Origin of the sequence: Bradyrhizobium sp. 199, from assembly GCF_023073355.1 — a bacterium.
GTDB lineage: Bacteria > Pseudomonadota > Alphaproteobacteria > Rhizobiales > Xanthobacteraceae > Bradyrhizobium.
The window spans coordinates 254,400-273,629 of the sequence record NZ_JADPJI010000002.1; the positions used below are offsets into that span (position 1 = coordinate 254,400).

The window sequence follows — 19,230 nt, forward strand, 5'->3', positions numbered from 1 at the left end:
TTTACGGAGGGTGACTGGCAATGGAGAGGCCGTGGGAAATGCGGTGGTGCAAGCGAGAGTTGGCGCGTCGGCACGCGGCAAGTTCCGTCGTCGACCCTGCGAACGCATGCGTTCGCTGGGTCCGCAGTGTGCTCTCGGCTGAGGGCCTCCTCTACGGCCCGTACAACACGAGTTCCGTATCTGTGAGATCGCCCAGCTGCGGCCGATGCGGGCCCTTGAAATATTTGCGTCCGCGCCGCTCGGTATAAATACCGACAAGGCCGGGAATCGGGCCATTGGAATCGATCGCCACCGCGATCTTGCCGAGCCGGAGCAGCAGCCGGCCGATGCGGCCTGCACAGGTCGCGTATTCCGCGGCGCTGCGGCAATAGATCAGCTTCATTGCCGGGGGCGCGATGAAGCCGCGGCGGATGCGGACCGGTTGCAGAACGAAGGGAAAGGCTCCCTTCGGCGTGCGGCAGACGAGGCTGAGGCAATTGTAGCGCGCATGCCGCGTCAGCAGTTCGGTCTCGGATTCGGAAAGCCCCTCGATCGTCTTCGCGTGAGGCGAGATGACCTCGATCTCGCTCCAGCGCGGGACGCGCGCCAGTGCAGGGACCGAGAAGAATATGCCGCGGCAATAGGCGCGAAAGCCCTGCGTCTCGATGATCGGCCAGGTCCACGGCGCCGGACTGATGTTGAAATAAGTCACGTCCTTGTGCCGCTGCGCGATCTTGGTCAGCAGCGGGGCATAGTTGCGGTAGGCCGGATCGACATACCAGCTCGACAAATTGCACTGGATGGCGGTCTCGTCGCCGTTCTTCCGCGCCGTGTAGATCAGCAGCAGCACGCCGACCGGCGTGCCCTCATTGTCGAGCATGTAGCCGAAGCGCGGATAGCCCTCCGGTACGGAGCGGAAGGCCTGCCGGCGCAGACCCTGGATCCAATAGTCTCGCGAGCGGCCGACGAAGCCGCGCGTCAGCAGGTCCGCGACCGCTTCGGCGTCGGACTCGGTGATCTCGCGGCATCGGACCTTGGTGTGAATCACGCTCGGCTTACCCGTGGAAATGACAGGCCTCGTTCGGTCGATTGTTTCAGCACGATGTTCTCGAAGAACCGCTTCGCGCTTTTCGCTAACGTGGTCATTCGGATCCGGATCACGCTCTTAGCGCCAGCCTTCGACGTGAGCGTCGGCCGTGACCCGCGACTGCAGGCCCAGGAGGTCGCGCACCTTGGCGGGCCAGGCGGACAGGTCGGTGCCGTGGGTGTGGAACATGGCGACAGCCAGTCGATCCATGCCGAAGGCGACGCAGCCGGTATGGGCCGGCTCGCCACTGGCATCCTGGATTCCCCAGGTCGTGCCGAAGTGCTCGCGGTGATAGTTGAAGCTCATGCACGCCGTCGGCTGCTCCTCGGAGCGCAGCGGGATCAGCAGTTCGAACTTGAGCTGCTGCTGCTTTTGGCTCACCGCCTTCATCTGACCGACGCGACCGAAGAAGGGATCGCTGGCATAGTCGACGCGAAAGGTAAGTCCGAGATCGGTGGCGATCGCCTGCGCGCGCACCATCCAGCGCTCGCGGAAATTGGCGACGTCGTCAGGGCTGCCGATGCAGACATATTCGCGCATCCGGAACGATTGCAGCCGGTCGAGATGCTTCGACGGCTCGCGGCGGAAACAATCCGCCGCGACATCGAAGCGCAGGCCGCCCTTCGGCAAGGGTCCGCGGCTCGCCGCGATCGGATAGACCGGATAGCAGGCGGCAGGCGACAGCACGAGGTCGGCGGGCGACAGCGAGCTGGTCCAGTCGCCGCCGGCATCGAAGCGGCTCACGGCGGCGTTGATCTCGCGCTCGGTGCCGTGCAGGCCGCAGACGCAGCCGAGCAGGTTCGGAAAGCTCTTGAGGTAGCCGGACTTCTCGAGCTGGGCGCGACTCATCACCGGCGGGAAGCGCATCACCTCGGTGCCGGCCTCGCGATGGCTTGTGATCAGCGCGGCAAGCTTCTCGACGATGCCTTCATAGAGCCCGGTGCGGGCATAGACGCCGTCAGCGCCCATGCGGTGGAATAGCTTGTCGGCGAGATGATCGAGCGGGTCGATCATCTGCGGCGCGGTCGTGGGCGAGTCGGTGAGGATGGCAATGTTCATGGCGCGGGCGTCCTGTTATTTCAAAATTGTTCTTGTAATTCAGTCGCGAAGGCTTGTCGGCACACCGCTCATCAGCGTCGATGTCGCAGCATTGGCCAGAATGCGGTCGTTATTGATCATGATCGGAGACGACAACACGTCGCGGAGATGCCGGCCCATGGTGAACTCGCCGTCATTGCGGTAGCCGGAAAGGCCGGCTGTGCGCATCGCATGCATCACGGTCTCGACGGCGAGCTCGGAGGCCTGCACCTTCAGAAGCGTGATCGAGGACTGGAAGTCGAGCGAGCTCAGGGCGCGCTCATCATGCTCTGCTCGGGCGAAAGCCTCGGTGTTGGCAGCGATCAGCGCGCGCAGCTTGGCCAGCGACATCTTGGCGGCGGTGAAATGCGCCGCGGCCGGGGGCATTTGGCCGCCGGAGCTGCGCGCCGCCTTACGGACGAAGGCCTGCGCGCGGGTCACGGCTGCGGCGGCGATGCCGGCCCAGGCCGACGACCAGCACAGATGTGCGAACGGCGTCATGGTCTGCGAGTGGATCTTGTCATAGGATTCCGGGAAGACGCGATCGGCGGGGCAATCGACCTTCAGCTCGAAACCGGTCGAGCAGGTGCCGCGCATGCCGAGCGTTTCCCAGCCCAGCGTCCGCTTCAGCGAATAATCGTCCTTGGCAAGCGCCAGCAACACCTGGTCGGAGGCGGCGGCATTGGTGGCGCGGCGGGCGATGGTGACGAGGCCATCGGCCTCGGCGCCGTAGGAGATCACGGTGGCGTCGCGCATCAGCGAAACGGTGTCGCCGGCGTGGTCGACGGCGGCGGCGCTGGCGCGGATGTTGCCGCCGTTCTGGCCTTCGGTGGTAGAGGAGGCGAGCAGCCACTGGTCGCGGGCAACCCGGCGCATCATGGTTTCCATCCAGGGTATGCCGTGGCCGTGCCTGACGACGCAGGCAACCTTGGTCTGGTGCATCGCGTAGATCATCGCGGTCGAGGCACAGGCGCGTCCGAGCGTGTAGCAGATGTCGGTGACGTCGTAGATCGAGGCACCGAAGCCGCCGAACTCGACCGGGATCATGACGCCGAGCAGCTTCTGCTCGCGGGCTACCTCGAAAGCCTTGTGCGGGAAGCGGGCGTCGCGATCGACGCCATCGGCGTCTGCCGCCGCAGCGGCCGCGGTCCGGGCGGCGCGCTCGATCAGGGAGGGACCCTGCTCCAGGAAGCTGGTCTGCGTCTCGTCGACAGTGAGGACTGCTTCACGCACGTTCATACTCGTCCGCCTCCGGTTCGCCGTTCGAGATCGCCGGCATCATTCGCGATGCGCGTCAGCGATCCTCCGGCCATCTTTGCTTGTGAGACGAGGCTACGGATTTAATTCAAATTCGTCGATGAAATAGAGGGTAAACAAAGTCCAATTCCGAACGAACAGTTAAGGTCCGGTTGTTTGCATCTCCCGTTTTTACGGCATCGCGTTAGGAATCTGGAAGAAGCCCGAATTCCAGACAATCTGAGTCATCGTTTACTAAGAAACGCGACGTATGAATGCCGCCCATTGCGGGACCGGCAGACCGCGCCCATCGTAGCCGGAAGCGGGTCCGACCTTTGACAGACAAACGGGAATTTGCCGATGCAAATCTTTGATACCGAATTGCGCAATCGCATCATCAAGCTGGTGAAGGGCATCCTCGAACAGAATTCGCTCGTCGCCGACGTCACGCCGTCCGCCAAGCTCGTCGATGCCGGCCTGACCTCGATGGACATGGTCAATCTGATGCTCGGTGTCGAAGCCGAGTTCGACTTTACCATCCCGCAATCCGAGATCACACCGGAGAACTTCCAGTCCGTCGAGACGCTGGAGCGCATGGTCGCGGCCCAGCTGCGGGTGGCCACCGCGGCTTAACCAAACGGGTGTCATCCCTGCGCACGCACCAGGGTGCGCGTTCGCGGGGACGACCACTGAATATGACGCGCCGCTTTGCGCTCCTCACATCGCCGCCGTCCTCCTCACCCCCGTTCCAAAACCGTCCCAAAGCTGGCATAGCTTAACCATGTCGCACGTGGCTGACAGGGTGGAGCAGGTATGACGAAGGCTGTATTGGGCATCATCGGCGGCTCGGGCATCTATGACCTGCCGGGCCTCGAGGGTGCGCGCGAAGAGGTGATCGAGAGCCCCTGGGGCGAGCCGTCGGCTCCCTTAAGGCGTGGCACCATCGCGGGCCTTCCGATCGTGTTCCTGCCGCGGCACGACAAGGGCCACCGTCTGTCACCCTCCGACATCAATTATCGCGCAAATATCGACGTGCTGAAGCGCGCCGGCGTCACCGACCTGATCTCGCTGTCGGCCTGCGGCTCCTTCACGGAGGAACTGCCGCCCGGCACTTTCGTTCTCGTCGATCAGTTCGTCGACCGCACCCACAAGCGCGAAAGCTCGTTCTTCGGCCGGGGCTGCGTCGCGCATGTGTCGATGGCGCATCCGGTCTCGCCGCGGCTGCGTATTCACCTGGCCGCAGCAGCCGAGGCAGAGGGCATCGCAATCGGGCGTACCGGGACCTATGTCTGCATGGAGGGGCCGCAATTCTCCACTTATGCGGAGAGCATGACCTACAAGGCGCTGGGCTATTCAGTGATCGGCATGACCAACATGCCGGAGGCCAAGCTCGCGCGTGAGGCGGAAATCTGCTACGCCACGGTGGCAATGGTGACGGATTTCGACTGCTGGCATCCCGACCACGACGCCGTCACCGTGCAGGACATCATCCGTGTGCTGACGTCGAATGCCGACAAGGCGAAGGCGCTGGTGGCGCGGCTCGCAAAGGATTTCCCGCGCGAGCACGAGCCGTGCCCGATCGGCTCGGATCGCGCGCTCGACACCGCGCTGATCACGGCGCCCGAGGCACGCGATCCCGAGATTCTGAAGAAGCTCGATGCGGTGGCCGGGCGCGTGCTGCGCGGTTGAGGCGCAAGAAAGACGAAAAGGCAGAATGCCATGAAGGTCGACGGCAAGCATTTCCGCAGTATCTGGCGCGAAGGCGACGGCTGGTCGATCGGCGCGATCGATCAGCGCCGGCTGCCGCACGAATTCGTCGTCGCCAAGCTGACATCGTGTGAAGACGCCGCCGTCGCCATCCGCGACATGCTGGTGCGCGGCGCGCCGCTGATCGGTGCCACCGCGGCCTATGGCATGGCGCTGGCGATGCGCGAGGATGCCTCCGATGCCGGTCTGAAGCGCGGCTATGAGACGCTGGTCGTGGCGCGGCCGACGGCAATCAATCTGAAATGGGCGCTGGACGAGATGCGCACAACGCTGGCGCCGATCGATCCGGTTGAACGGGCCGAGGCGGCCTATGCGCGCGCCGACGAGATCGTCGAGCAGGATGTCGAGATCAACCAGGGCATTGCCGGCAACGGCCTCAAGCTGATTGAGGCGATCGCATCGAAGAAGCCGGGTGAGACCGTCAATGTGCTGACCCATTGCAACGCCGGCTGGCTCGCCACCGTCGACTGGGGCACCGCGACGGCGCCGATCTATCTTGCGCATGAGCGCGGCATCAAGATCCATGTCTGGGTCGACGAGACGCGTCCGCGCAACCAGGGCGCCTCGCTCACGGCCTGGGAACTCGGCCATCACGGCGTGCCGCACACGGTGATCCCCGACAACACCGGCGGGCATCTGATGCAGCACGGCATGGTCGATCTCGCCATCGTCGGCACCGACCGCGTCGCTGCCAATGGCGACGTCTGCAACAAGATCGGCACCTATCTGAAGGCGCTCGCCGCCCACGATAACGGCGTGCCGTTCTACGTCGCGCTGCCGTCACCGACGATCGATTTCGCCGTCCATGACGGCATCCGCGATATCCCCATCGAGCAGCGCAGCGGGACGGAGGTCACCGACATGACCGGCCGCACCGCCGACGGAAGGCTGGAGACGGTGCGCATCGTCCCCGAGGGATCGCCGGTTGCGAATTATGCCTTCGATGTGACGCCGGCACGGCTCGTGACCGGTTTGATCACCGAGCGCGGCGTGCTGAAGCCCGACCGTGCTTCGCTCGCGGCGGCGTTTCCCGAGCGGGTTGCAGCGGAGTAAGTCGCGCAGCATGGGCAAAGGCGCGGAAGCGCCGCGCCCACGATCGGCTTGTGGTGGGCACGCTTCGCTTTGCCTACCCTACCATTGGAAGCTCTATGGCTAGCTCAGCTTCAACCCCGTCGCCTGCTCGAGCTCGGCGATCGCCTGCGCGCCGCTCGTCACCTTGATGGTGGTCATGCCCATCTCGCGTGCCGGCTTCAGGTTGACGCCGAGGTCGTCGAGATAGACGCAATTCTTCGAGTCGACGTTCAGCGTCTCGACCATCAGCCGGTAGATCCGCGGGTCCGGCTTGCGCAGACCGATCTTGGCGGATTCGATCACATGATCGAACAGCACCATGACTTCGGCGATATAAAGCGAGCGTCCCGTCATGCTGCCGATGGCATTGGCCGGAAGGTTGTTGGTGATGCAGCCGGTCTTGAATTTCGCCTTGATGCGCTTCAATGCCTCGACCATCTCGGGGCGCAGATCGCCCTGCAGCAGCGATACCACCTCGCGCCCGCGCACTTCGGCGCCGAGCGCACGGGATTCCTCGGCAAACAAATGATCGAACGCGTCGATATCGACCTCGGCGCGCTCAAATTTGGCCCAGGCATTTTCCAGATGGTTGGCGGCGTTGGTGCGCCGGATGATATCGATCGGCAGACCGCGTTCGGTCTCGAACCGCGCGAAGGCCTCGAACGGCGAACTCGTCAGCACGCCGCCAAAATCAAAGATCACCGCCTCGATCGCCAATGTCCTACCCTCGTCAATTCCTTTCCAAGAGGGCTAGCATGCGCTATCGGCAAGGGCCAGTCCGAAGCAAATTCCAGGCGCTCACCGAACCGACGGCCGAGACATGTTCTCCATGAAGACGATCGCGATATTCGCCACGGCTACTCTGCTGCTCGCCGCGCCCGCGCAGGCCATCGTCGGCGGCGGCACGCCGCAGGCGGATGGTGTCGCGCGTGCCGTCGTTACCATCGTCGGCTCGCGCGGCAATTTCTGCACCGGCAGTTTGATCGCGCCAAGACTCGTGCTCACCGTCGCTCACTGCGTGCAGCCCGGCGCGGACTACAAGATCGTCGATCGCGGAACCGACGGCCAACCGCAATTGATGAACGTGCGCACGGTCGCGATCCATCCGAGCTTCAACATGCAGGCGATGCAGTCGCACCGCGCCACCGCCGACGTGGCGCTGCTGCAACTGGAAATTCCACTCAAGGGAAAATCCACAGTACCGGTCGGCATGCCGCAAATTCCAATTCGGGTCGGCGACCGCTTCACCATCGCCGGCATCGGCGTCACCGTTCGCGGCGATGGCAAGAGCGGCGGCACCACGCGTGTTGCCGCGCTTGTCGCCACCGGCCAGCCCGGCACGCTCCAGATTCGGCTGGTCGACCCCGTAACCAACGGTGTTCGCGACGGAATTGGCTCTTGCACCGGCGATTCCGGTGGCCCCGTGTTCGAGGACAAGCCGAATGGTGCCGTGCTGGTCGGCCTGATCAGCTGGTCCACGGGGCCGAACGGCACGGCCGGCTGCGGCGGGCTGACCGGCGTCACCCCGCTCACGCTCTACCGCGACTGGATCTTGCAGACCGCGCGGAGCTGGGGTGCGGCGCTGTGATTTGACCGGGGCTTGATCTATGTCATTTTGAAGCGGAAGCGCGGCGGGTGATCATGCCGGCCGCGGAGGAAACGAGTCGTCCATCAAAGGCGGCCACAAACAACCAAGGCATAGAAGCAACAATGAATGTCGCTGTTCGCGGTCACACCGCTACCAAGCAAGCTTCCGAACATTTCGACGTGCTGATCGTCGGCGCCGGCATCTCAGGGATCGGCAGCGCCTATCACATCGAAAAGCAGCTGCCGGGCACCAGCTATGTCATCCTGGAGACGCAGGAAACGTTCGGTGGCACCTGGAGCACACATCGCTATCCCGGCATTCGCTCCGACAGCGATCTCCATACCTTCGGCTACAGCTTCAAGCCGTGGGTCGGCCCGCCGATCGCGACCGCCGAGGAGATTCTCTCCTATATGAACGAGGTGATCGAGGACAACGACCTCGCAAAGCACATCCGCTACAAGCACAAGATCAACTCGGCGAGCTGGTCGAGCGAGCAGAATCTCTGGACCATCGAGGCGACGACGACCGACACCGGCGAAGCCAAAACCTTCACCGCAAACTTTCTCTGGATGTGCCAGGGTTATTACCGCCATTCGGAAGGCTACACGCCGGACTGGAAGGGCATGGATCGGTTCAAGGGCCGCATCGTCCATCCCCAGACCTGGCCTGACGATATCGATCTCGCGGGCAAGAAGGTGGTCGTGATCGGCTCGGGCGCGACCGCGGCAACGCTGGTGCCGAACATTGCGGACAAATGCGCTCATGTCACCATGCTGCAGCGCTCGCCGACCTATTTCCGGCTTGGCCGCAACGCCATCGAAATCGCGGAGGAGCTGCGCCGGCTTCAGGTCGACGAGGAATGGATCCACGAGATCGTGCGACGCAAGATCCTGTTCGAACAGGATGCCTTCACCAAGCTCTGCGTGACCAAGCCCGAGCAGGTCAAGAAGGAACTGATCGGCGAGATCAGCGCCGTCCTCGGCCCGGACTACGACGTCAAGACGCATTTCACACCGACATACCGGCCGTGGCGGCAGCGCATCGCCTTCGTACCCGATGCCGACCTGTTCAAGGGGATCGCCAGCGGCAAGGCCTCCGTCGTCACCGATGAGATCGAGTGCTTCGTCGAGAACGGCATCCAGCTCAAATCCGGCAAGCTGCTGGAAGCCGATGTCGCCGTCACCGCGACCGGCTTCAATCTCGCGGCTCTCGGCGACATCGCCTTCGAGATCGATGGAAAGCCGCTCGCCTTCGGCGACACCGTCACCTATCGCGGCATGATGTTCACGGGCGTACCGAACATGGTCTGGGTGTTCGGTTATTTCCGCGCCAGCTGGACGCTGCGCGTCGATCTGGTTGCCGATTTCGTCTGCCGGCTGCTCGGCCACATGAAGGCCAAGGGCAAGAAGAAGGTCGAGGTGAGCTTGCGCGCCGAAGACCACAACATGCCGATCCTGCCCTGGATCGATCCCGAAAACTTCAACCCCGGCTACATGATGCGCAACATGGATCTGTTGCCCAAGCGCGGCGACAAGCCGGAATGGCAGCACAGCCAGGACTACTGGACCGAGAAGGACGAGATCCCCAAGACGGATCTGGACGACAAGGCGTTCGTGTATGGGTGAGGGCGGCGTTGGTGTGATGGGCGTTCGTGTGAAGGGGCGGCGACGTTCACCACAAATTCCGCCGTCGTCCCGGGCGCGAAGCGAACCCGGGACCCAAAACCACGGGGAGTAGTATGGTCGCGCCGGTCACTCCGAGTCGTCGTCGAACGTCTGCCCGTTGCCATGGGTCCCGGATCTGCGCTTCGCCTGTCCGGGGCGATACTGTTTGTTGGGTTAGCGGTGTCTCAACGCATTCACACGCCGACATGCTGGTGGGCATCCGCCCTGCCCTGGAGGGCAGGGCCGATCGCGCGTAGCGCAAGCGGGGTGGGTGATCTTTCCACTCGGACACTGCTTGCCGCGAAGCACCGCAACTCACCTCGGATCGCATTTCGCTTTGCTTCATGCATCCGGTCCTCCTCCAGGGGAGGATAAGAAAGAGCTCTACTGCTTCTTCTGCTTCTGCTTCTGCTCGGGCTTGCGCGGCGGGCGCGAGGCGGCGGCGGGTGCTGGCGTCCCACTCATTTTGTTGGCTGCCTCGCTGACGTCGAGCAGCGAACGACGAATGTCTTCGAGAAAGCCGGCCGATTTCTTCTTCATGGTGTCGGCAAGCTCGTGTAATCCCCTGATCTTCTCGTACAGCTCGTCGGCCTTGCCGTCGACGAAGCCGGGCACGGCGCCCTCGATCTTCGTGACCGCCTTGTCGAAGCCTGCGAAGGCGCTGTCGACCTTGGCCATGACAGAATCGATCTCGCCGCCTTTGCTCCGGAGATCGGCGGTGTAATTTTCGAACGTGCTCAACCCGTCCCTGATAGCAGGGGCGTTGCTGACGATCGTGCGGTCGACACTGTGCAGGGTATCGACGATGGATTCAGCGTCGCTGAGATCGGCGGTCAGCACGGGGACGCCGTCAGAGTCCAGCGGCACCGGTGGCGCTGAGGGCGCGCCTCCGATCAGCGAGATCGCGGCAACGCCGGTCAGACCCTGGAACTCGATGCCCGCCACCGTGTCCTTGCGGATCGGGGCGGTGTTGTCGAGCATCACCAGCGCCACCACCTTGCGCGGATTGTCCAGCTTGATCGACAGGATCTGGCCCGCCGGGACACCGTCGAAATTGACCGGCCCGCCACGACGCAGGCCGCTGGCGGACCCGCCCTCGAAAACCACCCGCAACTGGCTGCGGCTCTGGATGGTGCGCCATTTCTGCACGCCAAGCACGCCGCCGAACGCCATGGCGATCACCGCCAGCGTCGCCGTTCCGATCGCCAAATTGCTCGCGCGTGCCATGAGGCTGAGTCTAAGGCCAAAGCGGGATGGTTGGAAAGTGTTCGAATGGCCGCGATTCTAGGTAGGGCGGGTTAGCGAAGCGTAACCCGCCACCATCTCTCGTATGCATAAACGGTGAGTCGGTGGATTACGCTGCGCTAATCCACCCTACAGGACTTCAACGTCCGGCCGCACGCCTTGCCGCGGCGTTGTTGAGGACGATCAGGGCATCGACGGCTACGCCCGTCCTGGTGTTGATCAGGAACGGATTGATGTCGATCGAGGCGATCCGGTCGCCGGCATCCGCGATCAAATTCGACAGGCCGACCAGCGCTTTCACTGCGGAGGCCTCGTGCAAGGCCGGTTTGCCGCGATAGCCCCGCATCTTGATTCCGGCCTTTGTGCGGCCGATCAGGAGCCGCGCCTCGGCCTCATCCAGCGGCGCGCCGGCGAGCGCCACGTCCTTCATCAGCTCGATGTCGATGCCGCCGGTGCCGAACAGCACGACCGGCCCCATCTCGGCGTCCAGTGAGGCGCCGACCACGAGCTCGAGCTCGGCCTTGACCTGTTGCGCGATCAGGATGCCGTCGAGCTTCGGCTTGCCTTTCAGCTTCGCCACCCGGGCGGTGATGTCGGCGAATGCCTTCTTCACCTCGGCGGCGCTGTTGAGGTTCAGCACGACACCGCCGATGTCGGATTTGTGCAGGATCTCCGCGCTGACGACCTTCGCCACGACCGGGAAACCGATCTGCTTTGCGATCTTGGCCGCATCGGCTGCCGTCTGCGCAATTGCCTCCTTGGAGACCGGAATGCCGTAGGCCTTCAGGAGCTTCTTCGAGGCGACCTCGTCGAGCGCGGCACCGCTTGCCGATCTCAATGCCTTCTCCAGCACGGCGCGCGCGGCAGGTTTCGAGCTCGAGACGATGTCGGGCACCTCCTTGCGCAGCTTGGCATAGGCGAGCAGCGACTTGATCGCGGTCACCGCCCGGTCCATGCCCTGCATGACCGCGAGATGCGGCAGCGATTTGCGTAATGTCTTGGTGAACTCGGTGAAGCCAATGGACATCGCGCTGATGTAGATCACGGGCTTGCCGCCCTGGCGCGCCATCTCGTCGACGATGCGCAGGTTGCGTTCGCGCAGCTCATGTGGCGCCTTGGGCAGTTCAGCGTCGACGATGACGATGTCTATAGCGGGATCGTCGATCATCAGCTTGATCGACTTCATGTAGACGGAGGGATCGACGACCGCGGCAAAGCCGGCGTCGAGCGGATTGCCGACGATCGAGCCCGGTCCGAGCATTTTCGCCAGTTCGGAGCCGACGTGCGGGCTGAGCGGGGCGAAGTTCAGGCCTTCCTTGTAGAAGGCGTCAAGCAGCATGCCGCGCTTGCCGCCGGACAGCGTGACGGCAGCGAGCCGGTCACCTTTGGGCACGGCCGCGTGAACGAAGCATTCGGTGGTCTCGATCAGCTCGTCGAGCCCGCCGACCCGGATCACCCCTTCGCGCGTCGCAACGGCGTCGAACGTCTCGATCGAGCCCGCGAGCGCACCGGTATGCGCCATCGCCGCGGCGCGGCCGCCCTCGGACGCGCCGAGCTTGAGCGCGATCACCGGCTTGCTGGCGGCGCGTGCCGCCTTGCAGGCGTCGCGAAACGCCCTGGTGTTGCGCACGCCTTCGAGATAGACGACGATCACCTTGATGCTCGGGTCCTCGGCGAAATAGCGCATCAAGTCTGGCGTCTCTAGCCCGGCCTCATTGCCGGTCGTCACCATGTAGCCGACACCAACACCCCGATCCTCCAGCGCCTGACGGATCGCCATGACAATGGCACCGGACTGTCCGGCGATTGCCACCGCGCCTTGCTCCATGGTGACGATGCGGTCGTCGATGTTGGTGAAGAGCTTCTCGCCCGCGCTCAAGTTGCCGAGGCAATTCGGGCCGGTGACGGCGAGCCCCGTCTCGCGCACGGCCGCCTGCAATTCGGCGGCGAGCTTCTGGCTGTCTTCATCCTGCAACTCGCTGAAGCCCGAGGTGACGATGGTAGCCGATCTTGCGCCGGCTGCCGCAGCGTCGCGGATCACCTGGACGGCAAAGCGCGCCGGCACCAGCACCAGAACGTGATCGGGCTTCTCCGGCAGGCTGGCAAAGTCCTTGTAGCAGGGAACGCCCCATATCGATTCGCGCTTGGCGTTGACCGGATAGAGGCCGCCCGCGTAACCGTACTTGATCAGATTATTCCAGATGCGCTCGGCATAATTGCCGGGCTTGTCGGTCGCGCCCACCAGCACGATGTTGAGCGGATGCAGCATGGCATGGATGCCCTTGACGATCTCTCCGGCCTCGGGTGCCGGAGACCATGGGCGTTGCGAAACCGATGCGGCAGGCACTTGAGCTTCCATGCGCTTCCCTCACTTCTTGTTCTTGTTGCAACGCGCTGTCGCGCCGGCTGCGCGGGCTGCCGTGGCGGGACTCCATGCCGCGAGGCGGAATGGGCAAGTCTTTGACGACAAGACCTGACGATAACGCTAGCATCACAAGACTTTTGGCGAAAGTGCGAACGATCCGGCAAGATGCTAGGACACCGTGACGCTCATTCTCTCAAATGGTCATCATGCCGCTTCTGTCCATCGTGGTGCCGACTCTCGATCGTCCCGACACGCTTCGCCACGCGCTCGCGACCATGGCGTGCCAGCCTGCGCACGCAGACTGCGAGTTCGTCGTCCAGAACAACGGCGGCAATCCTGAGATCGCGAAGATGGTCGCAGACCTCCAGGACGAGCGGTTCAAGCATTTTGCCAGCAAAGCCGTGCTGACCATGACCGACAATTGGGAGGAGGCACTCGGCCATGCCTCGGGCGAATACATCGCCTTCCTCGGCGATGACGACGGGTTGATGCCCTACGCATGTGCCACGGCATCGGATCTGCTCTCGGGCGGAAAGATCGATCTCCTGAGCTGGCACGCCTACAGCTACCACTGGCCGGGCTACTACCATCCGGCCTTCCGCAACAGGCTGCTCGCCGAGATCGACCTGACCTCGTCGGCAAAGCGCGTCGCCTCGCGCGACGAGCTGGTGCGCATCTTCGGCTTCCAGGCGCATTATGCGAATCTGCCGATGATCTACAATTCCTTCGTCCGCCGCAGCGTCATCGATCGGATGCGTGCGGTCGGTGGCCGCTACTTCATCGGCCTATCGCCGGACGTGGCATCCGGTATCGCCAACGCTGCGCTGACCGACAGTTTCGTCCGACTGTCACGGCCGCTGAGCATGGCCGGATTTTCGCAGCACAGCACCGGTCATGCGTTGTTCTTCGAGACCATTGATCTGCTCGAAACGTCGCGAGGAGCGCGCGATTTCGGCCCCATTGACGACGATCCCCGGCTCCCTGATCTCAACGCCCTTCAGCTCTTCATTGCCAAGGACATGCTCGTCCTCAAGCATCTGTTGCTGGCGGATGATGACGACGTGCGGCTCGACTTCAAGGCACTTGCACAGGCGCTTGCGACCGACATCAACAATCGGCCGCCGCTGTATGATCGAACCGTACAGACCATCGGCGAACTCGCCCGCATGCATGGGTTCGAGGTCGCCGATATCATCATTCCTGCGCGTCTTGCGGATCGGCCGCCACCCGGCAAGGGTGTTCGCGTCATCGGACAGAACCGCGTGGTTTACGAGCTCGATGGTTCTGCGATCGGGCTCAATTCGATCGCAGATGCCGTGCGCGTGGTCGCGCAGTTCGTTCCGGATCAGGAGCCGTTCGATCTAGTCGCTCCGGAGGCTCCCGCGTCTGCGCCGGTCCTCGGCGCCGAGGAGCTCGAATTTGGATGTGGCGGGGCGGGCGTCGCTGCGTTGATCGAGGGATGGAGCGAGCCGGAGCAATGGGGCACCTGGTCCGTCGCCAGGCATTGCGTGCTCCGCTTCGAGGTTCATCCCGTCCCGTCACGGCCGGTCGAGCTCGTTGTGGCGTGCCGGGCCTTCGTTTCCGACAGAAATCCGCAACTGGGTGCGGTTTGCCGCGTCGGCAGCGGAGCGCAGCAGGAATTGACGTTTTCGACAGGGGCGTTTGCGGGCTTGCGCAGGTTGATGCTCGATCCCGCCGCGATTGCCGCCGACGGGAGCTTGACCATCAGCCTGTCCCTATCCGATCCACGCTCGCCCGCTGATCTGGGGTTGAGCGCCGATGTACGCCCTCTCGGCATTGGTCTTGAGCGGATCTGGCTCGATGAGGTCCGTGCGTCACGAGACCGCTGATCTCCGCTTGCTCAGTGCGGCAGCAGGTTCAGCTTGTGGGCGTAGTGAAAGACAACCTGCCTTGCGAGATAGGGAGCGATGGCGCGGCGGATCTGCATGTGTGTCGGATCGAAGCCGAGCACGCGACGCCGCAAGATGCCCATCTCCCTGACGCCGATTGCGTAGGTTGCTGCCGTCTTCTGGGCGTCATGAATTCGGAAGCAGGCGAGGAATCGGGGCAGGCGAACGAATTTGCATCCCGCAGCCTGCGCTCGCAGGATGAAGTCCCAATCCATCGCGTAGTGAAAGCTCTCGTCGAGCGGTCCGATCTTGTCCCACACGCGCTTGCGCCAGAACATCGTCTCCTGCGGGATATAGTCGGCATATTGCAGCGCGTGCCCGTCATGGGGCGGCAGCACGGCACGGCCGACCTCGAGCCCTTCGCGATCGACGAAGACGCGATGGCCATAGACGATGTCGACATGCGGATGCGACGTGAAGTAGTTGGCGACATAGGCCAGCGTCCCGGGCAGCAGCATGTCGTCGCTGTTGAGATAGGCCATGATCTCGCTGTCGATACCCGCAAAGCCGAGATTGATGGCGTTCGACTGCCCGCTGTCAGGTCCGCTCTTCCAGCTGATGCCCTCGCCGCGGCTCTTCAGCAGATCTGTCGTACCATCGATCGAGGCACCATCCTGCACGTGATAATACAGGTTGGGATAGCTCTGACTCACGACGCTTTCGATCGTGGCGCCGAGATATTGCGCATGGTTGTAGCTTGGCGTGACGATCGCGATCCGCGGTGCATTCCCGTGGATCGAGGGGGCCGGTGGGAATGCCCTCAAATTGAGCAGGCGCGGTGGATATTGCTCGAAGGTCCACATCGGCGGGCGCCGCCAAAGGCTCCGCAGCGAGGATCGCCTTTGCCCGGCGGCGATGAGATCCTGGTTCCTTTCCAGGAGCGCGACACGATTTTCGAGCTGCTCCAGTCGTAGTTCGAGCCGCTGCCTGAACTCGGCATCCATGTATCGTTCTTCCACAAAATCACAACGTACGAAAATCAATGGGCCTTTCTTACAGGCCTTCGGCCGGCAGCGCCAGTTCGCGGTGCCGTCAAATACGATGGCCCGCCTCTCCGGCGCGATTACGGAGCGCTTGATCGATCCGGGACAGCCTGCGAACCGTTATTCACCTGTTCCGATCAAGGTGGCATGCAGGACATACCGCTCCGGGCCGGAGGTGACCGCGTCGAACGGCCAGCAGGTCGTGAGCACGAGTTCGACATCCCGCGCCGTGGGATCGATGCCCGACGCATCGAAGCGGACCACAGCGGATGAATCCGCGCGATAGCGAAAGTGTTTGCCGTCAGCGCGTGTGACATCGATCACGTCACCAATGGCGACATTCCGCACGAAACGGAAATGTGTGTCGCGATGTCCGGCATATACGGCAATGCCGCGCTCGCCGGCATCAACCGTTTGGTGGATATGACCGGGTCCAAAGGCAAGCGCCTGCCCGCTCGCGCCTTCCAGCACGATCGTGCTGGCGCCGATCCGTTTCACCTCGACCCGCGCGACCGGCCAGGTGTCGGCCCATGACCACGGCTTGACCATCCGGCCCGTCGCGACGCTCTGGTCGAATGCGCGCTCCAGCAGCACCTGTGCGAGCCACGCCTTGGCGTGGATAAAGGCGCCGTCGCCGAACAGGATAAGGCCGATCAGGGACAGAACCAATGGAGATAAGAGGCGGGGCATCGTATTTCATCTTCCGTATTGCGAGCGAAGCGAAGTTCGTTGCTTCGCTCCTTGCAATGACATCGATAAAAAGGCGCGCGCGGCCGTTGGGTGTGGGACGGGCAGCCGCGCGCGCTGAAGTAGAGGAGTTAGGGAGCTCCTCTCTCAAGCGACGTCAGTGAGCAAGGGCTGACGCCGGTTGAACACGAATAGAAACAGGGCGAGCACAATCAGCATCAGGCCCGCGATCATCTTCAGCTCGGCTGAGGTTGCCGTCTTGGGCAGACGGATCGCATCAGGCGCTGCCGATGTTGGACGCCGCGCGGCCGGTGAGGTGCCCGCATCGGCATGACGTTCACGCAACTGCCCCGGGAACGGCGACCGTTCGCCAAACACTTTCTCGAACTCCCAGCCGGCGGGCAGGTTGATCGGCAGCTCGCTGAGCTTGAGCGGCGCGCCTTCGGGGCGATTCGGCGTCTTGTCGACGGCGACAAGGCTGGTCAGGCGCGTGACGATCTGATGGTCGAGCGCCAGCGTCAGGATCGCCTTGTCGGCCTCCTCGGGCGCGAGCTCCCGCATGGCGCGCGCCACCTCGGCGTCACCGATCTTGCGCCTGGCCCAGAGTTTCGACAGGCCCTTGCCTTCGGCCGCATTTTGCAGCGGCAGCGTCACTGACCATGGACGGTCGCCGACGTGCCCCCTGATCTCGAGCGAGCCCGCCAGCTTGTCGAGCTTGGCCGCAAGCACCAGCGGCTCGTCGCGATAGACGTCCGGGATGATCGCGGGGGTGACGTCGGCCTTGGCTTCGGAGAATTTCGCGCTGAGGCCGGTCACGGCCGGATTTTCGAGCTTGGCGAACAAGCCGCGCATGCGCTCCTCCACCTGCTCGACCGACCCGATATGGGTGAAGGCTCCACGGCCGAGCTCGGCGGCGCGTGTCATCAGATAGGTGTTGGGCGCCGACCCGATGCCGACCATGAAGACGCGCGAGCGGCCGCGCATCGCCGTGATCGCTTCGAACAATTGCTGTTCGTTGCCGATTGCACCATCGGTCAGGAATACGACCTGGCGAACCATGCCGGTGTCGCCGAGCTTGTCGGCCAGTGCGGCGCGCATCGCCGGCACCATCTCGGTGCCGCCGCGCGCCTGCAGCGCGCTCACGAACGAGGTCGCCTCGCCGACATGGGCAGCGTCTGCCGGCACGGAAGCCGGAAACAGCACGTCCATGGTATCGTCAAAGCGGATGACGTTGAAACGATCGGTCGGCTGGAGCCGAGAGAGAGCGTAAGTAAGGCTTGCCTTGGCCTGGACCATCGACGTGCCGCCCATCGACCCGGAATTGTCGATCACGAACACGACCTCACGCGGCAGTGGCTTCTGTGTCGACTGCTCGGCGTTGGGCGGGGTGACGAAGGCGAGCAGGTAGTCGGCACCGCCGACATGTTCGCGGAACAGGCCCACTGACGGCGCCTTCTCGGCGGCAGGCTTCCATGTCAGCTCGAAGTCGCGGTCGGCAGGAACAGCGCCATCGGCGAGCGTGATGATGCGTGCCGTGTTCTCCGGACTCTCGATCTTGACGTTATGGTGGTGACTCCTAACCTCGCCAAGCGCGAAGCCGGCCTTCAGGCGCACCGTGATGCTGGTCGGATTGACCGGTGCAGTCCTGGCGGGATCCAGCACCGGCGGCGAGATGCGGTCACGGTCCGGTACCGGGGCCGACGTCGCCGCGCCCCAGCCCGAGCCGTCGCTGCTGAAGTCGACGCTCTGCACGATCGGCGCCGGATTGTAGCGCGGTCCGACCACCAGCGGCAGGCGGAGCGAATATTCGTTGCCTGATTGATGCACGGGCTCCTGATATTCGATCTGCACCAGCACGGTTTCGCCGGGGCCGATATTGGCAACTGAATTGGTGAAGATGTTCGGCCGTTCCTGCTCGGTGAGCGCGGCCTTCTGACCGGCGCGGCGTGCCTCTTCGTAGATGACGCGCGCCTGCTGCCGCTCCTTGATGTCTCCGACGATGACGCGATCGCCGACCACCATCTTCAGCGAATCGACGGCGGCGCCGGCCGCGAGCGGATAGACATAGGTTGCCTCGGCCCAGTCCTTGGTCGGGTTGCGGAAGATTTGGGTGACCCGGGCGCGCAGCGTCGGACCCGATACCGTGATGTCGATGTCGATACCGAGGCGGATCGCTTCGGTGGTGGCGCCGTCGTCCTTCAGAAGCAGCGTACCGGACCGTGCATCGCCGGGCTGGAGCAGGCTGGCCGGCTCGGTCGTTGCCGACCAACTCGTCCCGAAGCTGACAAGCAGGGCCACGAAGGCCATCAGCATCACCGCGATGCCCTGCGCGAGAAGAAGCAATCCGAGCTTGATCAGCCGGTTCAACATGGGGTGCTCGTCGTTGTCAGCTGTGTCGTAGGTGACCATTGGGCCTGCTCCCGAAAGGACGTTTGCTGGCTGTGAGCATTCGCCGGGAGGGGCCGATTTCGCGAGCAGAATGATCGGCAATGTTCCGCCGCGGCCGGCCCCGGCAGGCCGCCGCTGGGCGGTCATGTGCGGTTTTGTGCTGGTTTGTCCGCCCTGCTAGGA

At 63.6% G+C, this 19,230-nt stretch carries 15 protein-coding genes; 6 read left to right on the forward strand and 9 right to left on the reverse strand.

Annotation, left to right across the window (positions count from 1 at the left end; all coding sequences use genetic code 11):
- Positions 1-151 precede the first annotated feature (151 nt).
- The 3 genes from IVB28_RS01160 to IVB28_RS01170 all read right to left on the reverse strand — a co-directional run bounded on the left by IVB28_RS01160 (position 152) and on the right by IVB28_RS01170 (position 3,382).
- Entirely contained in the window at positions 152-1,027 is an 876-nt protein-coding gene (locus tag IVB28_RS01160) for an acyl-CoA acyltransferase (RefSeq protein ID WP_247524235.1), read from the reverse strand.
- A 117-nt stretch (positions 1,028-1,144) separates the two neighbouring features.
- Positions 1,145-2,125, reverse strand: coding sequence for an amino acid--[acyl-carrier-protein] ligase (locus tag IVB28_RS01165; protein WP_247524236.1), 981 nt, complete (start codon positions 2,123-2,125; stop codon positions 1,145-1,147).
- A 39-nt stretch (positions 2,126-2,164) separates the two neighbouring features.
- The gene (locus IVB28_RS01170) at positions 2,165-3,382 is read right to left on the reverse strand and encodes an acyl-CoA dehydrogenase family protein (RefSeq protein ID WP_247524237.1); all 1,218 of its coding nucleotides are present in this window, start codon (positions 3,380-3,382) and stop codon (positions 2,165-2,167) included.
- Positions 3,383-3,739: 357 nt separating this feature from the next.
- Between IVB28_RS01170 and IVB28_RS01175 the strand changes: the two genes are divergently transcribed.
- The 3 genes from IVB28_RS01175 to mtnA all read left to right on the forward strand — a co-directional run bounded on the left by IVB28_RS01175 (position 3,740) and on the right by mtnA (position 6,199).
- Positions 3,740-4,012 carry a phosphopantetheine-binding protein gene (locus IVB28_RS01175; protein ID WP_247524238.1) on the forward strand — a complete coding sequence of 91 codons (273 nt, stop codon included), beginning with the start codon at positions 3,740-3,742 and terminating at the stop codon, positions 4,010-4,012.
- 180 nt (positions 4,013-4,192) lie between these two features.
- The gene (locus IVB28_RS01180; RefSeq protein WP_247524239.1) at positions 4,193-5,068 is read left to right on the forward strand and encodes an S-methyl-5'-thioadenosine phosphorylase; all 876 of its coding nucleotides are present in this window, start codon (positions 4,193-4,195) and stop codon (positions 5,066-5,068) included.
- A gap of 30 nt (positions 5,069-5,098) precedes the next feature.
- Positions 5,099-6,199: an S-methyl-5-thioribose-1-phosphate isomerase gene (gene mtnA, locus IVB28_RS01185; RefSeq protein ID WP_247524240.1), complete on the forward strand. Its 1,101-nt coding sequence runs from the start codon at positions 5,099-5,101 to the stop codon at positions 6,197-6,199.
- A 99-nt stretch (positions 6,200-6,298) separates the two neighbouring features.
- Here the strand turns inward: mtnA and IVB28_RS01190 are convergent, their stop codons facing one another.
- On the reverse strand, positions 6,299-6,934 hold the full coding sequence (locus IVB28_RS01190; protein WP_247524241.1) for an HAD-IA family hydrolase: 636 nt from the start codon (positions 6,932-6,934) through the stop codon (positions 6,299-6,301).
- 112 nt (positions 6,935-7,046) lie between these two features.
- Here IVB28_RS01190 and IVB28_RS01195 point away from each other — a divergent pair, with 112 nt between their 5' ends.
- Together IVB28_RS01195 and IVB28_RS01200 are read left to right on the forward strand one after the other, a co-directional pair.
- Entirely contained in the window at positions 7,047-7,805 is a 759-nt protein-coding gene (locus tag IVB28_RS01195; RefSeq protein WP_247524242.1) for a trypsin-like serine protease, read from the forward strand.
- Positions 7,806-7,927: 122 nt separating this feature from the next.
- Entirely contained in the window at positions 7,928-9,430 is a 1,503-nt protein-coding gene (locus IVB28_RS01200) for an NAD(P)/FAD-dependent oxidoreductase (RefSeq protein WP_247524243.1), read from the forward strand.
- 423 nt (positions 9,431-9,853) lie between these two features.
- On the opposite strand, the gene IVB28_RS01205 is transcribed toward IVB28_RS01200, so the two are convergent.
- Both IVB28_RS01205 and IVB28_RS01210 read right to left on the reverse strand, forming a co-directional pair.
- The gene (locus tag IVB28_RS01205) at positions 9,854-10,696 is read right to left on the reverse strand and encodes an MlaD family protein (RefSeq protein WP_247524244.1); all 843 of its coding nucleotides are present in this window, start codon (positions 10,694-10,696) and stop codon (positions 9,854-9,856) included.
- 157 nt (positions 10,697-10,853) lie between these two features.
- Positions 10,854-13,073, reverse strand: coding sequence for an acetate--CoA ligase family protein (locus IVB28_RS01210; protein ID WP_247524245.1), 2,220 nt, complete (start codon positions 13,071-13,073; stop codon positions 10,854-10,856).
- A gap of 212 nt (positions 13,074-13,285) precedes the next feature.
- Here IVB28_RS01210 and IVB28_RS01215 point away from each other — a divergent pair, with 212 nt between their 5' ends.
- On the forward strand, positions 13,286-14,929 hold the full coding sequence (locus tag IVB28_RS01215; RefSeq protein WP_247524246.1) for a glycosyltransferase family 2 protein: 1,644 nt from the start codon (positions 13,286-13,288) through the stop codon (positions 14,927-14,929).
- 11 nt (positions 14,930-14,940) lie between these two features.
- Here IVB28_RS01215 and IVB28_RS01220 read toward each other — a convergent pair whose 3' ends face one another.
- The 3 genes from IVB28_RS01220 to IVB28_RS01230 all read right to left on the reverse strand — a co-directional run bounded on the left by IVB28_RS01220 (position 14,941) and on the right by IVB28_RS01230 (position 19,068).
- Positions 14,941-15,933 (reverse strand): glycosyltransferase family 2 protein, encoded by a 993-nt coding sequence (locus IVB28_RS01220; RefSeq protein ID WP_247524247.1) that lies wholly within the window; start codon positions 15,931-15,933, stop codon positions 14,941-14,943.
- Between the two features lie 159 nt (positions 15,934-16,092).
- Positions 16,093-16,662 carry a class GN sortase gene (locus tag IVB28_RS01225; protein ID WP_247524248.1) on the reverse strand — a complete coding sequence of 190 codons (570 nt, stop codon included), beginning with the start codon at positions 16,660-16,662 and terminating at the stop codon, positions 16,093-16,095.
- A gap of 144 nt (positions 16,663-16,806) precedes the next feature.
- Positions 16,807-19,068, reverse strand: coding sequence for a marine proteobacterial sortase target protein (locus IVB28_RS01230; RefSeq protein ID WP_247524249.1), 2,262 nt, complete (start codon positions 19,066-19,068; stop codon positions 16,807-16,809).
- Positions 19,069-19,230: the final 162 nt, after the last annotated feature.

Excerpts from the sequence above, each read along its gene's own strand:
- IVB28_RS01180 (WP_247524239.1), top strand. The coding sequence starts at position 4,193 with ATGACGAAGGCTGTATTGGGCATCATCGGCGGCTCGGGCATCTATGAC.
- IVB28_RS01195 (WP_247524242.1), top strand. The coding sequence starts at position 7,047 with ATGAAGACGATCGCGATATTCGCCACGGCTACTCTGCTGCTCGCCGCG.
- IVB28_RS01220 (WP_247524247.1), bottom strand. The coding sequence starts at position 15,933 with ATGGATGCCGAGTTCAGGCAGCGGCTCGAACTACGACTGGAGCAGCTC.
- IVB28_RS01170 (WP_247524237.1), bottom strand. The coding sequence starts at position 3,382 with ATGAACGTGCGTGAAGCAGTCCTCACTGTCGACGAGACGCAGACCAGC.
- IVB28_RS01165 (WP_247524236.1), bottom strand. The coding sequence starts at position 2,125 with ATGAACATTGCCATCCTCACCGACTCGCCCACGACCGCGCCGCAGATG.
- IVB28_RS01230 (WP_247524249.1), bottom strand. The coding sequence starts at position 19,068 with ATGGTCACCTACGACACAGCTGACAACGACGAGCACCCCATGTTGAAC.
- IVB28_RS01205 (WP_247524244.1), bottom strand. The coding sequence starts at position 10,696 with ATGGCACGCGCGAGCAATTTGGCGATCGGAACGGCGACGCTGGCGGTG.
- mtnA (WP_247524240.1), top strand. The coding sequence starts at position 5,099 with ATGAAGGTCGACGGCAAGCATTTCCGCAGTATCTGGCGCGAAGGCGAC.
- IVB28_RS01200 (WP_247524243.1), top strand. The coding sequence starts at position 7,928 with ATGAATGTCGCTGTTCGCGGTCACACCGCTACCAAGCAAGCTTCCGAA.
- IVB28_RS01210 (WP_247524245.1), bottom strand. The coding sequence starts at position 13,073 with ATGGAAGCTCAAGTGCCTGCCGCATCGGTTTCGCAACGCCCATGGTCT.
- IVB28_RS01215 (WP_247524246.1), top strand. The coding sequence starts at position 13,286 with ATGCCGCTTCTGTCCATCGTGGTGCCGACTCTCGATCGTCCCGACACG.
- IVB28_RS01225 (WP_247524248.1), bottom strand. The coding sequence starts at position 16,662 with ATGCCCCGCCTCTTATCTCCATTGGTTCTGTCCCTGATCGGCCTTATC.
- IVB28_RS01175 (WP_247524238.1), top strand. The coding sequence starts at position 3,740 with ATGCAAATCTTTGATACCGAATTGCGCAATCGCATCATCAAGCTGGTG.